Source organism: Nocardia sp. NPDC050799 (assembly GCF_040654015.1).
GTDB lineage: Bacteria > Actinomycetota > Actinomycetes > Mycobacteriales > Mycobacteriaceae > Nocardia.
Genome location: NZ_JBFAHF010000041.1, coordinates 1 through 17,210 on the forward strand (window position 1 = coordinate 1; position 17,210 = coordinate 17,210).

A 17,210-nucleotide genomic window follows, 5' to 3' on the forward strand; every position below is an offset into this window, starting at 1 on the left:
GCCGAAGGCTCGAGTCTCGAGGCCGAAACGGCGAGACCAAGGGGGCCTCAACCCCGCGCGCGCCAGCGCGCCAAAAACACAGCACCTTCGCGAGCGAGCTCACGTACTCCACCTTCGCGGTCCGTGCCCCGGGTCAGGCCAGTTCCTGCCCCGCTTGTAGAACGATGTTGGTAAACGTCCGTACCCCCACCGGCAACGCCCGTTCGTCGAGATCGAACGTCGGCTGGTGCAGGTCGAGCTGGGGGCCTTCGCCGGGCCAGACGCCGAGGCGGGCCATGGCGCCGGGAACTTCTTCCAGGTACCAGGAGAAATCCTCGCCGCCGCCGGATTGCGGGGTGTCGGCGAGAGCGTCCGGGCCGATGGCACGGACCGCGTCGCTGAGCATGCGGACCGAGTGTTCGTCGTTGACCACCGGCGGCACACCGCGCCGGTAGTCGAGCTGGTAGCGCACACCGGTCGGTGCGAGCAGGCCGTCGACGATCTCACGCACCATCGGTTCGAGCAGGGACCAGGTGGCGTGGTCGCCGGTGCGGACGGTGCCGGTGAGCATGCCGGTCTGCGGGATCGCGTTCGGGGCCTTGCCGGCGCTGACCGCGCCCCACACCATGACCGTGCTGGTGCGCGGGTCGATCCGGCGGGTGAGCAGGCCGGGCAGACCGGTGATGACGGTGCCGATCGCGTAGACGAGGTCGCTGGTGAGGTGCGGGCGGGAGGTGTGCCCGCCGGGCGAGTCCAGCACCAGTTCGACGGTGTCGGCGGCGGAGGTGATGGCGCCGACCCGGATGCCGACCTTGCCGGCTTCCAGCCGCGGATCGCAGTGCAGGGCGAAGACCCGGTCCACGCCGGTCATCGCGCCGGCCGCGACCATATCGATGGCGCCGCCGGGCATGACCTCCTCGGCGTGCTGGAAGATCAGCCGTACCCCCACCGGGAGATCGAGGTCGGCGAGGGCCAGCGCGGTACCGAGCAGGATGCTGGTGTGCGCGTCGTGGCCGCAGGCGTGCGAGACGCCGGGCACCGTCGAGGCGAAGGGCCGGCCGGTGAACTCCTGCAGCGCCAGGGCGTCCATATCGGCGCGCAATGCGATCCGCGGCGCGTCCTCGGGGCCGATATCGCAGATCAGACCGGTTCCGGTCGGCAGCACCCGGAACGAGAGTCCGGCCTTCGTCAGCCAGGTGCCGACGAATTCGGTGGTCGCGAACTCGGTACGGGATAATTCCGGGTTGGCGTGGATGTGCCGGCGCCATTGAACGAGATCGACCGTGTGCTCGGCCAGCCACGCCGTCACCGCGTCCTGTCCGCCTCGCACCGTACGGCCGGTTGTGCTCACCGAATGTCCTCCTGTCGTAGAACGAGCAGCTGTGAACCACTTCGCCACGTGCGCGGATCGCCCGTACACGTATCGCCCACGGCCGTGGCCGCGGTACATACCGGCGGTTCCGCTATCCCCCGGGGAACGGCCGTATCCACCAGTTTCGCACCGCTACTGGATCCTTGCGCGGCGGCATCCGTGCCGCACCCGCGTGTCGGTCGGGCGTGGGCGTTCCGGTCGACGCCCGGCCGGCTCGCTCGCGGCTAGTTCGAGGCGAATGCCAGGTTATCCGGAGTGGTCGGCACCGTGAGGCCTGCCAGCGCCGTGGCGTGCAGGGCGCGTTTGATCGCGGGCAGGCTCGGGCTCCGATTGCCGGCCAGTCCGGCAGCCCGCTCCACCGCGGCGGCGCGCAGTGTCTCGGCGTCGGCGACGTCGTCCACGATACCCGCCGCCCGGGCTTCCGCAGCGCCGAACCGGTGGCCGGTGGTCATCGCGGCGACCGCCACCTGGTTGGTCAACCGGCTGGTGAGCAGGGCGTTCATCCCGACGGTGAACGGCATCCCCAGATGCACCTCGGGTAGGCACCAGAATCCGCGATCGGCACGCATTACCCGGAAATCGTGGGAGGTGGCGAGCATGGCGCCGGCGCCGAAGGCGTGACCGTTGACGGCCGCGACGGTGGGCAGCGGAAACGCGAGCAACCGGCTGAACACGCTGTGCACGCGGTCGAGGTAGCCGTGCATCCGGTCGAGATTCGCGAACAGCCAGTCGGTGTCGAGTCCGGTGCTGAAGAACTTCCCGGTGGCGGTCGTCACCAGCGCGGCGGGCCCCTCGACGGCCACCACGGTGTCCAGCAGCGCGTGTGTCTCGTCTATCCACTCGTGGCTGAAGCGGTTCTCGCTGTCGGTCTGGCCCTCGTTGCCCAGCGACAGCACGAAAACGTTTCCATCACGTTCCAGGTACGGCATCTGTGCAGCGTATCGGCTACGGATCGGTGGTGGCCGCCGGAGGCCCCACCGGCGCAGGCGGTTCGGGCGGGCCGGCGGCGTGAGAGGCCATACACTGGCCGCCATGCTTGCCGAAGAGGCTGCCGAGGAGATCGCGGCCCGTTCGTCCGTAGATCGACACCGGGTCGCGGTGGTGCTGGGTTCGGGCTGGCAGGACGCCGCCGCCGAACTCGGCACCCCCAATGCCGAGATACCGATGCCGGAGCTGCCCGGATTCGCCGCGCCCACCGCGCAGGGGCATGTGGGGCGGGTGGTGTCGGTATCGATCGGCGATATCCACGCCCTCGTGCTCATGGGGCGTCAGCACCTGTACGAGGGTCATTCCGCCGCGGAGGTCGTACATCCGGTGCGGACCGCGGTGGCGGCGGGCGCGGAGACGGTGATCCTCACCAACGCCGCCGGCGGGATCCGCCCGGGTATGCGGGTCGGGGAGGCCGTGCTGGTGCGCGATCACCTCAATCTCACCGGTACGACGCCGCTGACCGGGCCCACCTTCGTCGATCTGGTCGACGCATGGGACCCGCGGTTGCGCGACCTCGCGCGGCGCGTCGACCCGGACCTGACCGAGGGCGTGTACGCCGGGCTCACCGGACCGCAGTACGAGACACCCGCGGAGATCCGCATGCTGGCCACGATCGGGGCCGATCTGGTGGGGATGTCGACGGTGCTGGAAGCCATCGCGGCGCGCGCCCTCGGTGTCCGGCTCCTCGGCATCTCCCTGGTCACGAACCTGGCGGCCGGGGTCACGGGTGCGCCGCTGGCCCATGCCGAGGTGCTCGCGGAGGGGCGCGCGGCGGCGCCGCGCCTGGGCAAATTGCTGCGCGGTGTGCTGGAGCAGCTGTAGATGCTGACCTTCGGCACGGCGGGTCTGCGCGGGCCGCTGGCTCCCGGCCCGGACGGGATGAACGAGACCACGGTGGCGCGGGCCACCGCCGGGCTCGCCGCCTGGCTGCGGGACCGCTGCCTCGGCGGCGGCACGGTGGTGGTCGGCCGGGATGCCCGGCACGGGTCCGCGGAATTCGCGGCGGTCACCGCCGAGGTGCTGGCCGCGGCCGGTTTCGCGGTGACCCGGCTGCCCGAACCGCTGCCGACCCCGGTCACCGCCTTCGCCGTGCGCGAATCGGGTGCGGTGGCGGGTGTGCAGATCACCGCATCGCACAATCCGCCCGGGGACAACGGCTACAAGGTCTTCGTCGACGGCGGCACCCAGCTGGCGCCGCCCGCCGATACCGAGATCGAGCAGCGGATCACGGCGGTCACCGAACCGATCGGACGCGATCCCGTCGCCGCGTCGGGGGGTGCGGTCCTGTCGCACTATCTGGCGCGGGTCGCGCAGCTACCCCGGCTGATCGGCGGGGACGGGGAACGCGCCGCGATCCGGATCGCGTTCACGCCGTTGCACGGTGTCGGCGGCGCCACCGCCGTGCACGCGCTCACCGCCGCCGGTTTCGCCGATATCCACGCGGTGACCGAGCAGTTCGCGCCCGACCCCGATTTCCCGACGGTGGCCTTCCCGAATCCGGAGGAGCCGGGAGCGGCGGATCTGCTGCTGCGGCTGGCCGAGCGGGTAGACGCCGATCTGGCCGTGGCGCTGGATCCCGACGCCGACCGGTGCGCGCTGGGTGTCCCCACACCGGACGGGTGGCGCATGCTGCGCGGGGACGAAACAGGGGTGCTGCTGGCCGATGATGTGCTGCGCACGGCGACCGCGGACCCGCTGGTCGCCACCACGATCGTCTCGTCGCGCCTGCTCTCCCGGCTGGCGCCGGCGCGGGGCGCCCGCTACGCCGAAACCCTCACCGGGTTCAAATGGCTGGCACGCGCGGGCGAGGGCCTGGTCTACGCGTACGAGGAGGCGATCGGGCACTGCGTGGACCCGGCGACCGTCCGCGACAAGGACGGTGTCTCCGCGGCGGTCATGGCCGCCGATCTGGTGTCCCGGCTGCGTGCCCGCGGCCGCACACTGAACGACGAACTCGACGGTCTGGCGGTCGAGTTCGGTGTGCACGCCGGCGATCAGGTCTCGCTGCGCCTGCCCGATCAGCGGGCGGCCGCCGCGGTGGTGGAGGCGCTGCGGGCCGCACCGCCGGGAACATTGGCCGGGACCGCGGTCGACTACACCGATATGGCCGCGCTGCGGGGCCGGATGCGTACCGACGCACTGGTCTTCACCGGTGACGGCGTGCGGTTGGTCGTCCGCCCCTCGGGCACCGAACCGAAGCTCAAATGCTATCTGGAGGTTATCCACCCGGTTTCCGGCCCGGCCGGGTTGCGGACTGCCAGAGCTGCCGCGCAGGAGCGGCTTTCGGAGTTGCGCGACTACTGCCGCACGCTGGCCGGCTGAGGCGGGTTCAGCGCGGTCCGAACTGACGGTCCCCCGCGTCGCCGAGTCCGGGCACGATAAAGGCGTCGTCGTTGAGCCGGTCGTCGATCACCGCCGTCACCAGCCGGACCGGATATCCCGACCCCGCCAGCGCCGCGATACCTTCCGGCGCCGCCACCACGCAGACGGCGGTGATGTCGAGCGCGCCCCGGTCGGCCAGCAACTCCAGTGTGTGCAGCATGGACCCGCCGGTGGCCAGCATCGGGTCCAGCACCATCACCGGTGTGGCCGACAGATCGTCGGGCAGCGATTCCAGGTACGGCACCGGCCGGTGGGTCTCCTCGTTCCGGGCCACACCGACGAAACCCACCCGCGAGTCCGGAATGAGGTCGGTGGCGGCGTCGACCATGCCGAGTCCCGCCCGCAGGACCGGTACCAGCAGCGGCGGCCGGGCCAGCCGCACGCCGCGGGTGGCCGCGACCGGCGTGGTGATGTCGAAATGTGCCACGGGCGCGTCCCGCAGCGCCTCGTAGACCAGGAGTCTGGACAGGTCCCGCAGGGCGGCCCGGAAGGCGGGGTCGGGGGTGCGTTCGTCGCGGAGTGTGGTGAGCAGTATCGCCACGAGCGGATGATCCAGCGTGTGCGTGCGCATGAGGGAACGATAAAGTCGAAGGGGTAGCGGCGGCCGTCGCGCCGTGAATTTCCGCGGAAATCGAATTCTGCGGAACCGCGCGGGAAGCCGACGCGTCGAAAGCGGTAGATGACATACTCTGCCCGTTAATGAAGTCGATGGGGGAACCTCTGATGGTGAACATCTCAGCCGATGCCCAGGGCATCGCGGCCTACGGCACCACCGCCGGGGTGATGGCCTCCGAACTCGCGGCGGCGGGGACCGGGGCCGCGGGTGCGGCGCCCACGGTTCTGGGGCCGATCTTCGGTCTGATCGGCGGCGATTTCCTCGCGGCGTACGCGGCCGCGCATGCCGGCCATGTGGCGACGATCGGCCGGCTGTCCGCGGTGCTGGGCACGATGAGCGGGGCGGCCGGCGTGGCCGCGGTGAGTTACGCCGAGGCCGACATCAGCAATGCGGCCGCCCTGCGCGGTGCTGCCGGGGAGTGACCCGGTGATCGATATCAATACGCTGGCCAGGCCGATTCTCGAACTGCTCGCCAGTTTCGGAACCGGCGTGCTGGCCACCGGCGGTCCCGGCGACGCACTGCGTACCGCGTCCACGGCCATCGACCAGGTCCATGCGCTGGGCCGCGGCGGTATCAATCAGATGAACACCGCGTGGGACGGGACCGGCGCCGACGCCGCGACCTCGAAGGCGCTGCGCGTGCAGACCTCGGCCGCGAGCATCTCCGACCGCGGCAACGAGATGGCGACCGTGATGGGCCAGGCCGCGGCCCATGTGGAGACCGGCAACAAGGACCTCACCGCCATCGCGCAATCGTTCGTGAACACCGCCGCCGCGGCCGCGCCCGCCCTGGGCACCCCGGCGGGTATGTCGCTGCTGGTGGGGTCCGCGATCGATCATCTGGGCCAGGCGCTGGGCGTGGTGGGCCGGGTGCAGAACGAACTGCAGACCCAGACCTCCTCGATGAACGAGCTGACTCCGCCACCGCCCACCCCGTCGGCGGCGAGTACCGCGCCGGTGAGCACCCAGGCCGTTTCGACGGTGGCGTCGGGGTTGAGCACCGCGGCCGGGATGGCCGGCTCGATGATGAGCACCGCCATGTCGTCGAGCCCGAGCGGCACCACCACCAGCTCCGGGACCCCGCAGAAAACCGCCACCTCGACCGGTACCACCACGGGCGAGGGCGTGCAGATCACCCTGCCGGACGGCAGTGTGGTGGAGGCGCCGAACGAGAAGGCCGCCACCGCGGTGAAATCGGCCCTGGGCACGCTCGGCACCCCCTATGTCTGGGGCGGCAACACCCCCGGGGCCGGGCTGGACTGCAGCGGGATGACCAAATACGCCTACGGCGAGGCCGGCGTGGAACTGCCCCGGCTGGCCCACGAACAGGCCAACGGCGCCACCCCGGTGTCGCCGGGCGACCTCATGCCCGGCGATCTCGCGGTATGGGACGGCCATGTGGCGATGGTGATCGGCAACGGCCAGTTGATCGAAGCCGGCGATCCGGTGCAGATCAGCTCGGTCCGGACGGAGAACAGCGGGATGGAATTCCTCGGGTTCTACCGGCCCACGGAATGAACCACCCGCAGCAATGGCACCCCGTATCGGGGCAAGCATCCGATCATGACCCGGAAACGTAGCGCGCATGCCCGGTCCTTCAGACCGGGTCAGCGCATCAACGGCATCCTGACAGAAGCGACTGCTATTCTGTCAGCCATGGCATCGAAGGTGGTGAAGCGGGCCTACAAGTTCCGCTTCTACCCGTCGGACGAGCAACGCGAGCAGCTCGCCCGCACCTTCGGCTGTGTCCGCTACGTCTACAACCGAGCCTTGGACGAGCGGTCCCGCGCCTGGACGCAGGAGCAGCGGCGGGTCACCCATGCCGAGACGGACAAGATGCTCACGAGCTGGAAACGCGACCCCGACACGGCATGGCTCGCCGAACCGTCGAAGGGGCCGTTGCAGGCCGCACTGCGGAATCTGCAAGGCGCGTTCGACAAGTTCTGGCGCAAGCAAACCGGCTACCCCAAGTTCAAGAAGAAGGGCAGGAGCCGCGACTCGGCCACCTACTATCGGGGGTGCTTCGGCTACCGGAACGGACGGATCACGCTCGCCAAACAGTCCGAGCCGCTGGAGATCCGCTGGTCCCGTCCGCTACCGGAGGGTGCAGACCCGTCGCAGGTCACAGTCTCCCGCGATTCGGCGGGCAGGTACCACATCTCGATCCTGGTCGAGGACACGATCGTCGAGCACGTCCCGTCCACGGTGACGGTCGGCTTGGACGCGGGGATCGCCAGCCTCTACACGCTCTCCACGGGGGAGAAGATCGTCAACCCGCGGCACGAGCGCCGCGACCGCGAGAAACTCGCCAAGGCGCAGCGCAGGTTCGCGCACACACAGAAAGGATCGAACAACCGGGCCAAGGCACGAACGAAGGTTGCCAAGGTCTACGCCCGCATCGCCGACCGGCGGCGGGACCATCTGCACAAGGTTTCGACTCGGCTGGTGCGCGAGAACCAAGCGATCGCCATCGAGGATCTGAGCGTGCGGAACATGGTCGGCAATCACAACCTGGCGCGGGCGGTGTCGGATGCGAGCTGGTCGGAGTTCCGGTCGATGCTCGAGTACAAGGCGCAGTGGTACGGGCGGGAGGTCATCGCGATCGACCGGTTCTATCCGTCGTCGAAAACGTGCTCAGCGTGCGGGCACATCGTCGATGCGCTGCCGCTGAATATTCGGCAGTGGAGCTGTCCGCGATGCGCGGCGGTACACGACCGGGACCACAATGCTGCGAAGAATATTCTGGCCGCCGGGCTGGCGGTGTCAGCCTGCGGAGATGGTGTAAGACCTTCCCGCACGTAAGCGCGAGGAGGCGATCTCGGTGAAACAGGAAGGCCCTGTCGTGAGTCAGGGAATCCCGCCCTCTCAGGGCCGGGAGGAGGTCAAGAGTGGAACGAATTATGAGTGAGCAGCAGCTTCCCGAGGTACCGAATGTCACGATGGCGGTCAGCCGCAACCGGGCCGGCACGCTGTCGGTGCGCGCCACCGACCAGGGTATGCCGGTGGAGATCAAATTCGAACGCAGCGAATACCGTTACGGCGCACAGGCTCTCGCCGACGAGATCCTGCGGTTGACCCGTCGCTCCACCATCGCCGCCAAGGCCAAGCGCCGGGAACTGCTGGCGGAGACCGGAATGCCGAACGACATCCTGGACCAGCTCGGACTGCCCACCCGGCAGCAGGCGGTCGACGAACTGGACCGGATGGACGATGCCGACACCGGCCCGACGAGCTGGATGAGGCCGGTATGAGCGGCTCGCACGTGCGACACCACCACAGCGGATTCCCGCTCGGACCCAGGAGAGACGTATGAGCGCGGAAATGGATGCCCTGGTCGCCGATGCCACGCGGAAACTGGAAGCCTTGGAAGCGGCGCTGTACGGACTCAAACAGGTCCGCGGCCGGTTCGGCACCGAGGACGGGATGGTCACCGCCGAGGTCGACAGCGACGGCGCCCTGGTGAGTTTGCAGCTCACCGAGGCGGTGACCGCGCTACCACCCGCCGAGGCCGCCCAGCTCGTCATCTGGGCCTGCCGGCAGGCCGCGGAGGATGCCGGCGGCCGACGTTCGGAGGTCGTTGCCGCCCTGAACGAGTCGTTCGCTCCGGCACCCCCGGGAGTGGTCGACCCGACCGGAACCGCACCGGACGGCGCCTGATCGGGCAGCTTGCCCCGCATACCTGCCCGATGCCGCGCGGTTGTGCGCGGACCCGCGGCCCGGGATACTCCGCCTCCGCGACAACTGTGCGCGGACCAGGGGTGGGCTCCGTTCGGCCGGACCTATTAGGCTTCCGCGTATGGCTTCTGGAGACATCGTCCCGATCGAGCTCGGTCTGACCGACGGCGATCTTGTCACCCTGTGGGCACCGCGCTGGCGTGACGGTGACGACGAGTGGGAGGCGTTCCTAGGACATGAGGACGCCCTCTACGGCTTCGAGTCCGTGGCGGAACTAGCGGCCTTCATCCGGACCGACTCCGACAACGACCTGATCGATCATCCGGCGTGGCAGGTGGTCGCGGGCCTATCGGCCGCCGAACTCGAGCCCGGCGACAACTACTCCTTCGATCTGGTCGGTGTGCCGGAACTGGCCGCCGGTGACCCGGATGTGGACACCGTCGCCGAGTTGGAGGACACCTTGGCCATGGTGCGCAATATCGGCGAGGTCTGCGAGCTCGAAACGGTCACCAAGTTCTTCGGTTCGCACCCGTCGCTGGGCGCCCTGGCCGGCGGCACCCATATGTTCGCGGGCCGCGACGGTGAGGAACTGTGGGATCAGATCGGTGCCGCGGTGGCCAAGAGCTGGGACGATGTGCTCGACGCCATCGATTCGGTGGTGCGGGTACCCGAGGTCGACGCCGAGGCGGTCGCCCTGGCCGAGGCCGAGCTGCTGGCCGCCGAGGAGAACGAGGTCGACGCCGACGACGCGGCCGATACCGACGACGACAGCGATTTCGAACCGGTTGATCTGGACGACGAGGACGACGAAGACGAGGACGACGACGCCGAGCTCACGTTCTGGGAGGAAGTCGGGATCGACCCCGTCAAGATCGTGACGGCCGATGCCGAATATTTCACCCTGCGCTGCTATCTCGACGACGAGCCGATCTTCCTCGGCGCCGGGAACGCCATCTCGGTGTTCGCCAGTGAGCGTGCACTTGCACGGTATCTCGCCGACGACCACGAACACGATCTGGCACGGATCAGTACCTTCGCCGAAGTACAGACCGCCGCCATCGACGGATCGCTCGAGGTGGAGGTCACCGAGGAGAACGTCTACGTGCTCCCCGGCCTGGCCGATGACCTGGCCGAAGGACCGGAGGCGGTCGATACCGAGCAGCTCGACCTGGTCCTGGAGTTGTTCTCCGATGCCGCCGACTACGCCGACGACGACGCGGTGGAACAGGCGCTGGCCAAATCGACCCCCCTCGGCTGGTATGTGTCCTACCTGCTACAACCGGACCCGACCCGGATGGCACCCAACCCGCCGTTCGATGCCGAGGCGCGGGCCTGGCGCGAACTCGAACGCAATTTCGAAACGCGCCTGTCTCCGCGCTGACCAGTCCCGCGTCGGCCCGATCCCAGGTCTCGATGTGGACACACGGCGTGACATTCGGTCGATAAACCGGCAGCGACTGGGCAAACTGACTGGCCAGCGGCGTTCGTTTGCGTTGTCATTGCCGGGATGCCGACGCCATGCCGCCGCACCAGGGCGGATGTACTAAGGAGGACGCATGCCGACAGTGCGGATCGAGCTCGATCAGGATCTGCTGGCGGCCGCCGGGGCCATCATGGGCACGGCGTCGAACAAGGCGACCATTCACGAGGCGCTGCGCCGGATCGTGGTGCACGAGCGGCAGCTACGGCATTTCGAGCGGCTGGCGGCGTCGGCGCTGAACCGCTCCCCGCAGCCCGCGGTGGTCGACGGCTGATCCGGCCGGGCGTCCGCCCCGAGCCCGGCCGAACCCTCCGGAACTGTCGGTACCCGCTGGCATGATGACCTCGGAATCTGGAGGGGGAATCATGCCGGTACCGATCACCGATCTGCCCAGGACACAGCGGCCGCGTGAACGCCTCTGCGCACTCGGCCCGCAGGCGTTGAACGACGGTGAGCTGCTCGCCCTGCTGCTCGGTCAGGGCCGCCGCGGCGAGAGCGCGGTCGAACTCGCCCTCGCCCTGCTCACCGAGTTCGGCGGAGTCTGCGGACTGGCCTCGGCACGGCCCGAGGAACTGCTGCGCCGGCCCGGCGTGGGAGTGGCCAAGGCCACGGCCATCGCCGCCGCGTTCCAGCTCGCCGCCCGGGCCCGCAGCGGCACGCAGGCCCCGGTGCCCTTGCTGCGCGCCGCTGATGTGGCCCGGGAGGCCATCCCGCTGTTCGCCGGGGCTCGCGTGGAGCGGCTGCTGGTGCTGATCTGCGATGCGCGCAACCGGCCACGGCAGCGGGTCTTCGTCGCCGAGGGCGCCATCGACGAGGTCGCGGTTCCGGTGCGCGAGATCCTGAACACGGTCCTGCGCCACGACGGTCGCGCCTTCGCGCTGGCCCACAATCATCCCTCCGGTGACCCGACTCCCAGCCCGGACGATCGCCGGGCCAGCACACTGCTCGCCGCGGCGGCGCGGACGGTCGGCCTGCGGTTCCTGGACCATGTGGTGATCGCGGGCGACTGCTGGCGGCGGGCGGCCCCGTTCGAGGATGCCTTCCCATGAAGCCACCCACGCGGGCCGCGCACCGTCGGCTCGGTAGCGCACGAGTACTCGACCGTGTCGAATCCGTCGGCTCTCGCCCCCGGTGCGCGCCGTCGCCAACGCCTCGGCCCGGACGCCGACCGCGGCCGAGGGTGGCCTGCTTCTCCGCCGCCCTCCACCGCGTGAAGCTTCGGCAGGTCACGGGGGCCGGCTACGACCGCCTGTGCACCGCGGCGACCGGTCCCGCCGAGCGCCGCCCGCCGGGTGGGCACGGCTCGGCCCGGCCGTGGTCGTCTCCATCCCGGACCGGGATCGGTGACGATGCGCTTGTCGGTGAGCTGCGGCCCTCGGCCGCCGGGCCGCCGCCGCGGGCCTCCGTTCGTGCACGTGTTCTCTGCATCCCGGGTCCGTCAGGTGGGCGGTTCGACGGCCACGGCCGCCGTCGGCTCTCCGGACACCTCGCGTGCCCGGCGGCGGCCGGCCGCCAGCCGGGAACCGATCAGGCCCTGCCGGGGCGCGAACAGGTAGGCCGCGGTGAAGACCACGCCCTGGGCCAGCACGATGGTGGCGCCGGGTGCGGTGTCGGCGTAATAGCTCACGTACAGGCCGGTGACCGCGCAGATCGCCGAGAGCGCCGGGGCGATCACCAGCATCCGCCCGAACCGGTCGGTGAGCAGGTAGGCGGTAGCACCGGGGATGATCAGCATGGCCACCACCAGGATCACACCGACCGCCTGCAGGGCCACCACCGAGGTCAGCGCGAGCAGGCCGAGCAGAGCCGCGCCCAGCAGGCGCGGGTTCAGTCCGAGCGCGTAGGCGTGGGTCGGGTCGAACGCGTACAGCGTGAAATCGCGGCGTTTGAGCACGAGGGCGACGAAGACCAGGGCGGCCAGCCCGGCGATCTGGATCAGGTCCTCCTGGCTCACGCCCAGCAGGTTGCCGAAGATGATGTGGTTGAGGTCGGTATTGCTCGGGGTCACCGAGACGAGCACCAGGCCGAAGGCGAACAACGTGGTGAACACGATGCCGATGGCGGCGTCCTCCTTCACGCGGGTGGTGTCCCGGACCAGGCCGATCAACCCGACCGCCAGGAACCCGAAGATCACCGCCCCGACGGCGAACGGCACTCCCGCGATATAGGCCAGTACCACGCCCGGCAGCACCGCGTGCGAGACCGCGTCCCCCATCAGCGACCAGCCCACCAGGACCAGCCAGCAGGACAGCAGCCCGCAGACGATGGCCCCGACGAGGCTGGCGGTCAGCGCGCGCACCATGAACGCGTAGCGCATCGGTTCGAGCAGGATTTCGATGAGGTCCATTGCGCTCACCGCTGTCCGATGACGTCGAGGCCGAAGGCGAGGGCGAGGTTCTCCGGCCGCAGCGCCTCCTCGGGGTCGCCGTGGACGAGCACCCGCCGCATCAGCAGTACGGCTTCGTCGGCCAGGCCGGGCAGGGCGTGCAGATCGTGGGTGGAGATCAGCACGGTCGCCCCGTCGGCCGCGAGTTCGCGTAGTAGTCCGGTGATCGTCGCCTCGGACCGTTTGTCCACCCCGGCGAACGGTTCGTCGAGTAGCAGGATCCGGGCGCCCTGTGCGATACCGCGGGCCACGAACGCGCGTTTGCGCTGGCCACCGGAGAGCCGGCCGATCTGGCGGTCGGCCAGATCGGTCAGTTCGACCCGTTCCAGCGCCTCGTCCACGGCTGCCCGGTCGGACCGGCTCGCCCGCCGGGTGAACCCCATCCGGCCGTACCGGCCGGTGGTCACCACATCGCGCACCGACAGTGGGAACGACCAGTCCACGGCCTCGTTCTGCGGAACGTAACCGAGGAGCCCGGCCCGCCGGGCCGCGACCGGTTTGGCCCCGCCGATCCGGACCGTGCCGCGGTCGGGGGTGATCATTCCCATGAGGGTTTTGAACAGGGTCGATTTCCCGGACCCGTTCATCCCGATGAGCGCGCAGACGCGGCCGGCGTCCACCGTCAGCCGGACCTGGTCGAGGGCCTGGACTTCGCCGTAGTAGACGGTGACGCCGTCGATGTCGATCGCGGGGACTGTCATGGCCTGCTCCCGGTGAGTGCTGCGGCGATGGTTTCGGCGTCGTGCCGGATGAGGTCGAGATAGGTCGGTACCGGGCCGTCGGCCGCCGACAGCGAATCCACGTAGAGCACCCCGCCGAATTTCGCCCCGGTGGCCTCGACCACCCGGCGCATCGGGGCGTCGGAGACGGTGGATTCGCAGAACACCGCCGGGACCTCGTGGTCACGAACATATTCGATGACCCGGGTGATCTGCTGCGGGGTGGCCTGCTGCTCGGCGTTGACCGCCCAGAGGTAGTACTCCGACAGGCCCGCGTCACGGGCCAGGTAGGAGAAGGCGCCCTCGCAGGTCACCAATGCGCGCTGGCGGCGGGGCAGGTCGGCGAGGTCGGCGACGAGTTCGTCGTGGACCTGTTGCAGTCGCTGTTTGTAGACCTCGCCGTTCGCGCGGAAGTCCTCCGTGTGCTCGGGCGCGAGCCGGGAGAAGGCCGCGACCATATTGTCCACATAGACGCGGACGTTCAGCGGCGACATCCAGGCGTGCGGATTGGGTCTCCCGGCGTAGGCGTCGGAGGTGATCGGGACCGAGGCGACCCCGTCGCTCACGGTGACGTGCTCGGCGTCCAGGTCGGCGACGAACTGTCCGAACCATGCCTCCAGGTTCATGCCGTTGTCCAGGATCAAATCCGCTTTGGCGGCGCGTTTGATATCGCCCGGGGTGGGTTCGTAGCCGTGGATCTCGGCACCGGGCTTGGTGAGCGACTGCACCTCGAGGTGGCCGCCCGCGATGTTCGACGCGATATCGGCCAGCACGGTGAAGGAGGTGACGACGACCGGTTCACCGGTACGCGGCAGATGAAACGTATCGCAGGCGGTGAGCACGACGGTGAGACCGCAGGCCGCGAGCACGGCGGCGATCCGGGGAAACACCTGCATACCGAACCACCCGCCTTCCAGTCAGAATGGTAAGTTCGGGTACCCGAATTATCAAGTTCGCGTGACGAAATACAAATGGCCGGTAATGCAAAACCGCCCCCGCGCGGGGCACGGGAGCGGTTCTGTCGGTAGCAGCCGGGGTCAGCGGGCGAACAGCAGCGCCCGTTTGACCTCCTGGATGGCCTTGGTGACCTCGATACCACGCGGGCAGGCATCCGTGCAGTTGAAGGTGGTGCGGCAGCGCCACACACCGTCGACCTCGTTGAGGATGTCCAGGCGCTCCCGGGCGGCCTCGTCGCGGCTGTCGAAGATGAAGCGGTGCGCGTTCACGATCGCGGCCGGGCCGAAGTAGCTGCCGTCGTGCCAGTACACCGGGCAGGACGTGGTGCAGCAGGCACACAGGATGCACTTGGTGGTGTCGTCGAACCGGGCGCGGTCGGCCTGGCTCTGGATCCGCTCGTAGGTCGGCTCGTTGCCGGAGGTGATGAGGTAGGGCTTCACCGCCCGGAACGCGTCGAAGAACGGTTCCATATCCACGACCAGGTCCTTCTCGACCGGCAGACCGCGGATGGGCTCGACGGTGATGGTCACCGGCTTACCGCTCTTCGGCAGCATGTCCTTCATCAGGACCTTGCAGGCCAGCCGGTTCACGCCGTTGATCCGCATGGCGTCGGACCCGCATACACCGTGCGCGCAGGAGCGCCGGAAGGTGAGGGTGCCGTCCAGATAGGACTTGATGTAGATGAGGAGGTTCAGGAACCGGTCGGTCGACAGGGCCGGCACCTGGAACGACTCCCAGCGCTGCCCCTGACCGTCCTCCGGGTTGAACCGCGCCACCTTGACGGTGATCATGGTCGAACCTTCGGGGACCGGCGCCGGGTTCGCGGCCGTCGGATTCTCGGCTACAGCGGTCATCAGTACTTACGCTCCATCGGCTCGTAACGGGTCTGCACCACCGGCTTGAAGTCGAGGCGGATATCGGAGAGGAGATCCGCACCCTCCTTGTAGGCCATCGTGTGCCGCATGAAGTTCACGTCGTCGCGGTCCGGGTAGTCCTCGCGCGCGTGCCCGCCCCGCGACTCCTTGCGGTTGAGCGCCCCGACCACCGTGACTTCGGCCAGCTCCAGCAGGAAACCGAGCTCGACGGCTTCGAGCAGATCACTGTTGTAGCGTTTGCCCTTGTCCTGCACCGTGATCCGGGCGTAGCGCTCCTTGAGCGCGTGGATATCGGTGAGGGCCTGCTTGAGGGTGTCCTCGGTGCGGAACACCGACGCGTTGTTGTCCATCGACCGCTGCAGTTCGGTGCGGATATCGGCGACCCGCTCGTTGCCGTGATCGGACAGGATCAGGGCCAGCCAGTCCTGCACCATCTGCGCCGGCCGCTCCGGCATTTCGACGAACTCGGCGCGGTGCGCGTATTCCGCGGCGGCGATACCCGCACGACGGCCGAACACATTGATATCGAGCAGCGAGTTGGTGCCGAGCCGGTTCGCGCCGTGCACCGAGACGCAGGCGCATTCGCCGGCGGCGTACAGGCCGGGCACGATATCGGTGTTGTTCCGGAGCACCTCGCCCTGGATGCGGGTGGGAATACCGCCCATCACGTAATGACAGGTCGGGAACACCGGCACCAGTTCCTTCACCGGGTCCACACCGAGGTAGGTGCGGGCGAACTCGGTGATATCGGGCAGTTTCTCCTCGAGGACGTCCTCGCCGAGGTGGGTCACGTCGATGTAGACGTAGTCCTTGTTCGGTCCGGCGCCGCGGCCCTCGAGCACCTCGAGCACCATGGAACGGGCGACGATATCGCGCGGCGCGAGGTCCTTGATGGTGGGCGCGTAGCGCTCCATGAACCGCTCGCCGTCGGCGTTGCGCAGGATGCCGCCCTCACCGCGGACCGCCTCGGAGATGAGGATGCCCAGGCCGGCCAGGCCCGTGGGATGGAACTGATGGAATTCCATGTCCTCGAGCGGCAGCCCCTTGCGGAACACGATCGCCATACCGTCACCGGTCAGCGTATGCGCGTTGGAGGTGGTCTTGTACATCCGGCCCGAACCGCCGGTGGCGAAGACGATCGACTTCGCGTGGAAGACGTGCAGCTCACCGGTGGCCAGCTCGTAGGCGACCACACCGGTGGCGACCTGACCGCGATCGGTATCGGTCAGTACCAGGTCCAGCACATAGAACTCGTTGTAGAACTCGACATCGTGCTTGACGCAGTTCTGGTACAGCGTCTGCAGGATCATGTGACCGGTCCGGTCGGCGGCGTAGCAGGCCCGCCGGACCGGCGCTTTGCCGTGGTCACGGGTGTGCCCGCCGAAGCGGCGCTGGTCGATCTTGCCCTCGGGCGTGCGGTTGAACGGCAGACCCATCTTCTCCAGGTCCAGCACCGCGTCGATGGCCTCCTTGGCCATGATCTCCGCCGCGTCCTGGTCGACCAGGTAGTCGCCACCCTTGACCGTGTCGAAGGTGTGCCACTCCCAGTTGTCCTCTTCGACGTTGGCCAGGGCCGCGCACATACCGCCCTGGGCCGCGCCGGTGTGGCTGCGGGTGGGGTACAGCTTGGTCAGCACCGCGGTCCGCGCCCGCGGGCCGGCCTCGATGGCCGCCCGCATGCCCGCGCCACCGGCACCGACGATCACGACGTCGTAGCGGTGCTCCTGAACAGGTCGAGACTCAACAGTTTCGCTGGTTCGTTCGCTGCTCTCACTCATG

The 17,210-nt window shown here is 68.9% G+C and carries 18 protein-coding genes; 10 read left to right on the plus strand and 8 right to left on the minus strand.

Annotated elements, in window-relative coordinates:
* Positions 1–133: 133 nt before the first annotated feature.
* Positions 134–1,330, minus strand: coding sequence for a M20 family metallopeptidase (locus AB0H42_RS30360; protein WP_357062348.1), 1,197 nt, complete (start codon positions 1,328–1,330; stop codon positions 134–136).
* A 245-nt stretch (positions 1,331–1,575) separates the two neighbouring features.
* Positions 1,576–2,280 carry an enoyl-CoA hydratase/isomerase family protein gene (locus AB0H42_RS30365; RefSeq protein ID WP_357062349.1) on the minus strand — a complete coding sequence of 235 codons (705 nt, stop codon included), beginning with the start codon at positions 2,278–2,280 and terminating at the stop codon, positions 1,576–1,578.
* Positions 2,281–2,383: 103 nt separating this feature from the next.
* Between AB0H42_RS30365 and AB0H42_RS30370 the strand changes: the two genes are divergently transcribed.
* A complete protein-coding gene (locus AB0H42_RS30370; protein ID WP_357062350.1) occupies positions 2,384–3,163 on the plus strand; it encodes a purine-nucleoside phosphorylase in 780 nt (259 codons plus the stop codon).
* Positions 3,164–4,663 carry a phospho-sugar mutase gene (locus AB0H42_RS30375; RefSeq protein ID WP_357062351.1) on the plus strand — a complete coding sequence of 500 codons (1,500 nt, stop codon included), beginning with the start codon at positions 3,164–3,166 and terminating at the stop codon, positions 4,661–4,663.
* A 7-nt stretch (positions 4,664–4,670) separates the two neighbouring features.
* Here the strand turns inward: AB0H42_RS30375 and upp are convergent, their stop codons facing one another.
* On the minus strand, positions 4,671–5,294 hold the full coding sequence (gene upp / locus AB0H42_RS30380) for a uracil phosphoribosyltransferase (protein ID WP_357062353.1): 624 nt from the start codon (positions 5,292–5,294) through the stop codon (positions 4,671–4,673).
* 152 nt (positions 5,295–5,446) lie between these two features.
* Between upp and AB0H42_RS30385 the strand changes: the two genes are divergently transcribed.
* The 8 genes from AB0H42_RS30385 (at position 5,447) to radC (ending at position 11,543) form a co-directional block, all read left to right on the plus strand.
* On the plus strand, positions 5,447–5,761 hold the full coding sequence (locus AB0H42_RS30385; RefSeq protein WP_357062355.1) for a type VII secretion target: 315 nt from the start codon (positions 5,447–5,449) through the stop codon (positions 5,759–5,761).
* Positions 5,762–5,765: 4 nt separating this feature from the next.
* The gene (locus tag AB0H42_RS30390) at positions 5,766–6,857 is read left to right on the plus strand and encodes a C40 family peptidase (RefSeq protein ID WP_357062357.1); all 1,092 of its coding nucleotides are present in this window, start codon (positions 5,766–5,768) and stop codon (positions 6,855–6,857) included.
* Positions 6,858–6,995: 138 nt separating this feature from the next.
* A complete protein-coding gene (locus tag AB0H42_RS30395; protein WP_357062358.1) occupies positions 6,996–8,141 on the plus strand; it encodes an RNA-guided endonuclease TnpB family protein in 1,146 nt (381 codons plus the stop codon).
* Positions 8,142–8,239: 98 nt separating this feature from the next.
* A complete protein-coding gene (locus AB0H42_RS30400) occupies positions 8,240–8,590 on the plus strand; it encodes a hypothetical protein (RefSeq protein WP_357062360.1) in 351 nt (116 codons plus the stop codon).
* A 58-nt stretch (positions 8,591–8,648) separates the two neighbouring features.
* A complete protein-coding gene (locus AB0H42_RS30405) occupies positions 8,649–8,996 on the plus strand; it encodes a YbaB/EbfC family DNA-binding protein (RefSeq protein ID WP_357062361.1) in 348 nt (115 codons plus the stop codon).
* 139 nt (positions 8,997–9,135) lie between these two features.
* The gene (locus tag AB0H42_RS30410) at positions 9,136–10,395 is read left to right on the plus strand and encodes a primosomal protein (RefSeq protein ID WP_357062362.1); all 1,260 of its coding nucleotides are present in this window, start codon (positions 9,136–9,138) and stop codon (positions 10,393–10,395) included.
* A 175-nt stretch (positions 10,396–10,570) separates the two neighbouring features.
* The gene (locus AB0H42_RS30415) at positions 10,571–10,768 is read left to right on the plus strand and encodes a type II toxin-antitoxin system VapB family antitoxin (protein ID WP_063035759.1); all 198 of its coding nucleotides are present in this window, start codon (positions 10,571–10,573) and stop codon (positions 10,766–10,768) included.
* 91 nt (positions 10,769–10,859) lie between these two features.
* Positions 10,860–11,543: a DNA repair protein RadC gene (gene radC, locus AB0H42_RS30420; protein WP_357062363.1), complete on the plus strand. Its 684-nt coding sequence runs from the start codon at positions 10,860–10,862 to the stop codon at positions 11,541–11,543.
* A 389-nt stretch (positions 11,544–11,932) separates the two neighbouring features.
* Here radC and AB0H42_RS30425 read toward each other — a convergent pair whose 3' ends face one another.
* The 5 genes from AB0H42_RS30425 to sdhA all read right to left on the minus strand — a co-directional run bounded on the left by AB0H42_RS30425 (position 11,933) and on the right by sdhA (position 17,209).
* The gene (locus AB0H42_RS30425; RefSeq protein ID WP_357062365.1) at positions 11,933–12,841 is read right to left on the minus strand and encodes a metal ABC transporter permease; all 909 of its coding nucleotides are present in this window, start codon (positions 12,839–12,841) and stop codon (positions 11,933–11,935) included.
* Between the two features lie 5 nt (positions 12,842–12,846).
* On the minus strand, positions 12,847–13,581 hold the full coding sequence (locus AB0H42_RS30430; RefSeq protein ID WP_357062366.1) for a metal ABC transporter ATP-binding protein: 735 nt from the start codon (positions 13,579–13,581) through the stop codon (positions 12,847–12,849).
* On the minus strand, positions 13,578–14,495 hold the full coding sequence (locus AB0H42_RS30435) for a metal ABC transporter substrate-binding protein (protein WP_357062367.1): 918 nt from the start codon (positions 14,493–14,495) through the stop codon (positions 13,578–13,580). The genes AB0H42_RS30430 and AB0H42_RS30435 overlap by 4 nt, the downstream gene beginning before the upstream one ends.
* 141 nt (positions 14,496–14,636) lie before the next feature.
* Positions 14,637–15,410: a succinate dehydrogenase iron-sulfur subunit gene (locus AB0H42_RS30440; protein ID WP_357062368.1), complete on the minus strand. Its 774-nt coding sequence runs from the start codon at positions 15,408–15,410 to the stop codon at positions 14,637–14,639.
* Positions 15,410–17,209, minus strand: coding sequence for a succinate dehydrogenase flavoprotein subunit (sdhA, locus tag AB0H42_RS30445; RefSeq protein WP_357062370.1), 1,800 nt, complete (start codon positions 17,207–17,209; stop codon positions 15,410–15,412). Before sdhA ends, AB0H42_RS30440 begins: the two co-directional genes overlap by 1 nt.
* Between the last annotated feature and the right edge of the window lies 1 nt (position 17,210).

Coding starts and splice junctions, on each gene's coding strand:
- AB0H42_RS30370 (WP_357062350.1), top strand. CDS start 2,384: ATGCTTGCCGAAGAGGCTGCCGAGGAGATCGCGGCCCGTTCGTCCGTA.
- AB0H42_RS30440 (WP_357062368.1), bottom strand. CDS start 15,410: ATGACCGCTGTAGCCGAGAATCCGACGGCCGCGAACCCGGCGCCGGTC.
- AB0H42_RS30415 (WP_063035759.1), top strand. CDS start 10,571: ATGCCGACAGTGCGGATCGAGCTCGATCAGGATCTGCTGGCGGCCGCC.
- AB0H42_RS30365 (WP_357062349.1), bottom strand. CDS start 2,280: ATGCCGTACCTGGAACGTGATGGAAACGTTTTCGTGCTGTCGCTGGGC.
- AB0H42_RS30430 (WP_357062366.1), bottom strand. CDS start 13,581: ATGACAGTCCCCGCGATCGACATCGACGGCGTCACCGTCTACTACGGC.
- upp (WP_357062353.1), bottom strand. CDS start 5,294: ATGCGCACGCACACGCTGGATCATCCGCTCGTGGCGATACTGCTCACC.
- AB0H42_RS30400 (WP_357062360.1), top strand. CDS start 8,240: ATGAGTGAGCAGCAGCTTCCCGAGGTACCGAATGTCACGATGGCGGTC.
- sdhA (WP_357062370.1), bottom strand. CDS start 17,209: ATGAGTGAGAGCAGCGAACGAACCAGCGAAACTGTTGAGTCTCGACCT.
- AB0H42_RS30425 (WP_357062365.1), bottom strand. CDS start 12,841: ATGGACCTCATCGAAATCCTGCTCGAACCGATGCGCTACGCGTTCATG.
- radC (WP_357062363.1), top strand. CDS start 10,860: ATGCCGGTACCGATCACCGATCTGCCCAGGACACAGCGGCCGCGTGAA.
- AB0H42_RS30435 (WP_357062367.1), bottom strand. CDS start 14,495: ATGCAGGTGTTTCCCCGGATCGCCGCCGTGCTCGCGGCCTGCGGTCTC.
- AB0H42_RS30385 (WP_357062355.1), top strand. CDS start 5,447: ATGGTGAACATCTCAGCCGATGCCCAGGGCATCGCGGCCTACGGCACC.
- AB0H42_RS30395 (WP_357062358.1), top strand. CDS start 6,996: ATGGCATCGAAGGTGGTGAAGCGGGCCTACAAGTTCCGCTTCTACCCG.
- AB0H42_RS30405 (WP_357062361.1), top strand. CDS start 8,649: ATGAGCGCGGAAATGGATGCCCTGGTCGCCGATGCCACGCGGAAACTG.
- AB0H42_RS30375 (WP_357062351.1), top strand. CDS start 3,164: ATGCTGACCTTCGGCACGGCGGGTCTGCGCGGGCCGCTGGCTCCCGGC.
- AB0H42_RS30410 (WP_357062362.1), top strand. CDS start 9,136: ATGGCTTCTGGAGACATCGTCCCGATCGAGCTCGGTCTGACCGACGGC.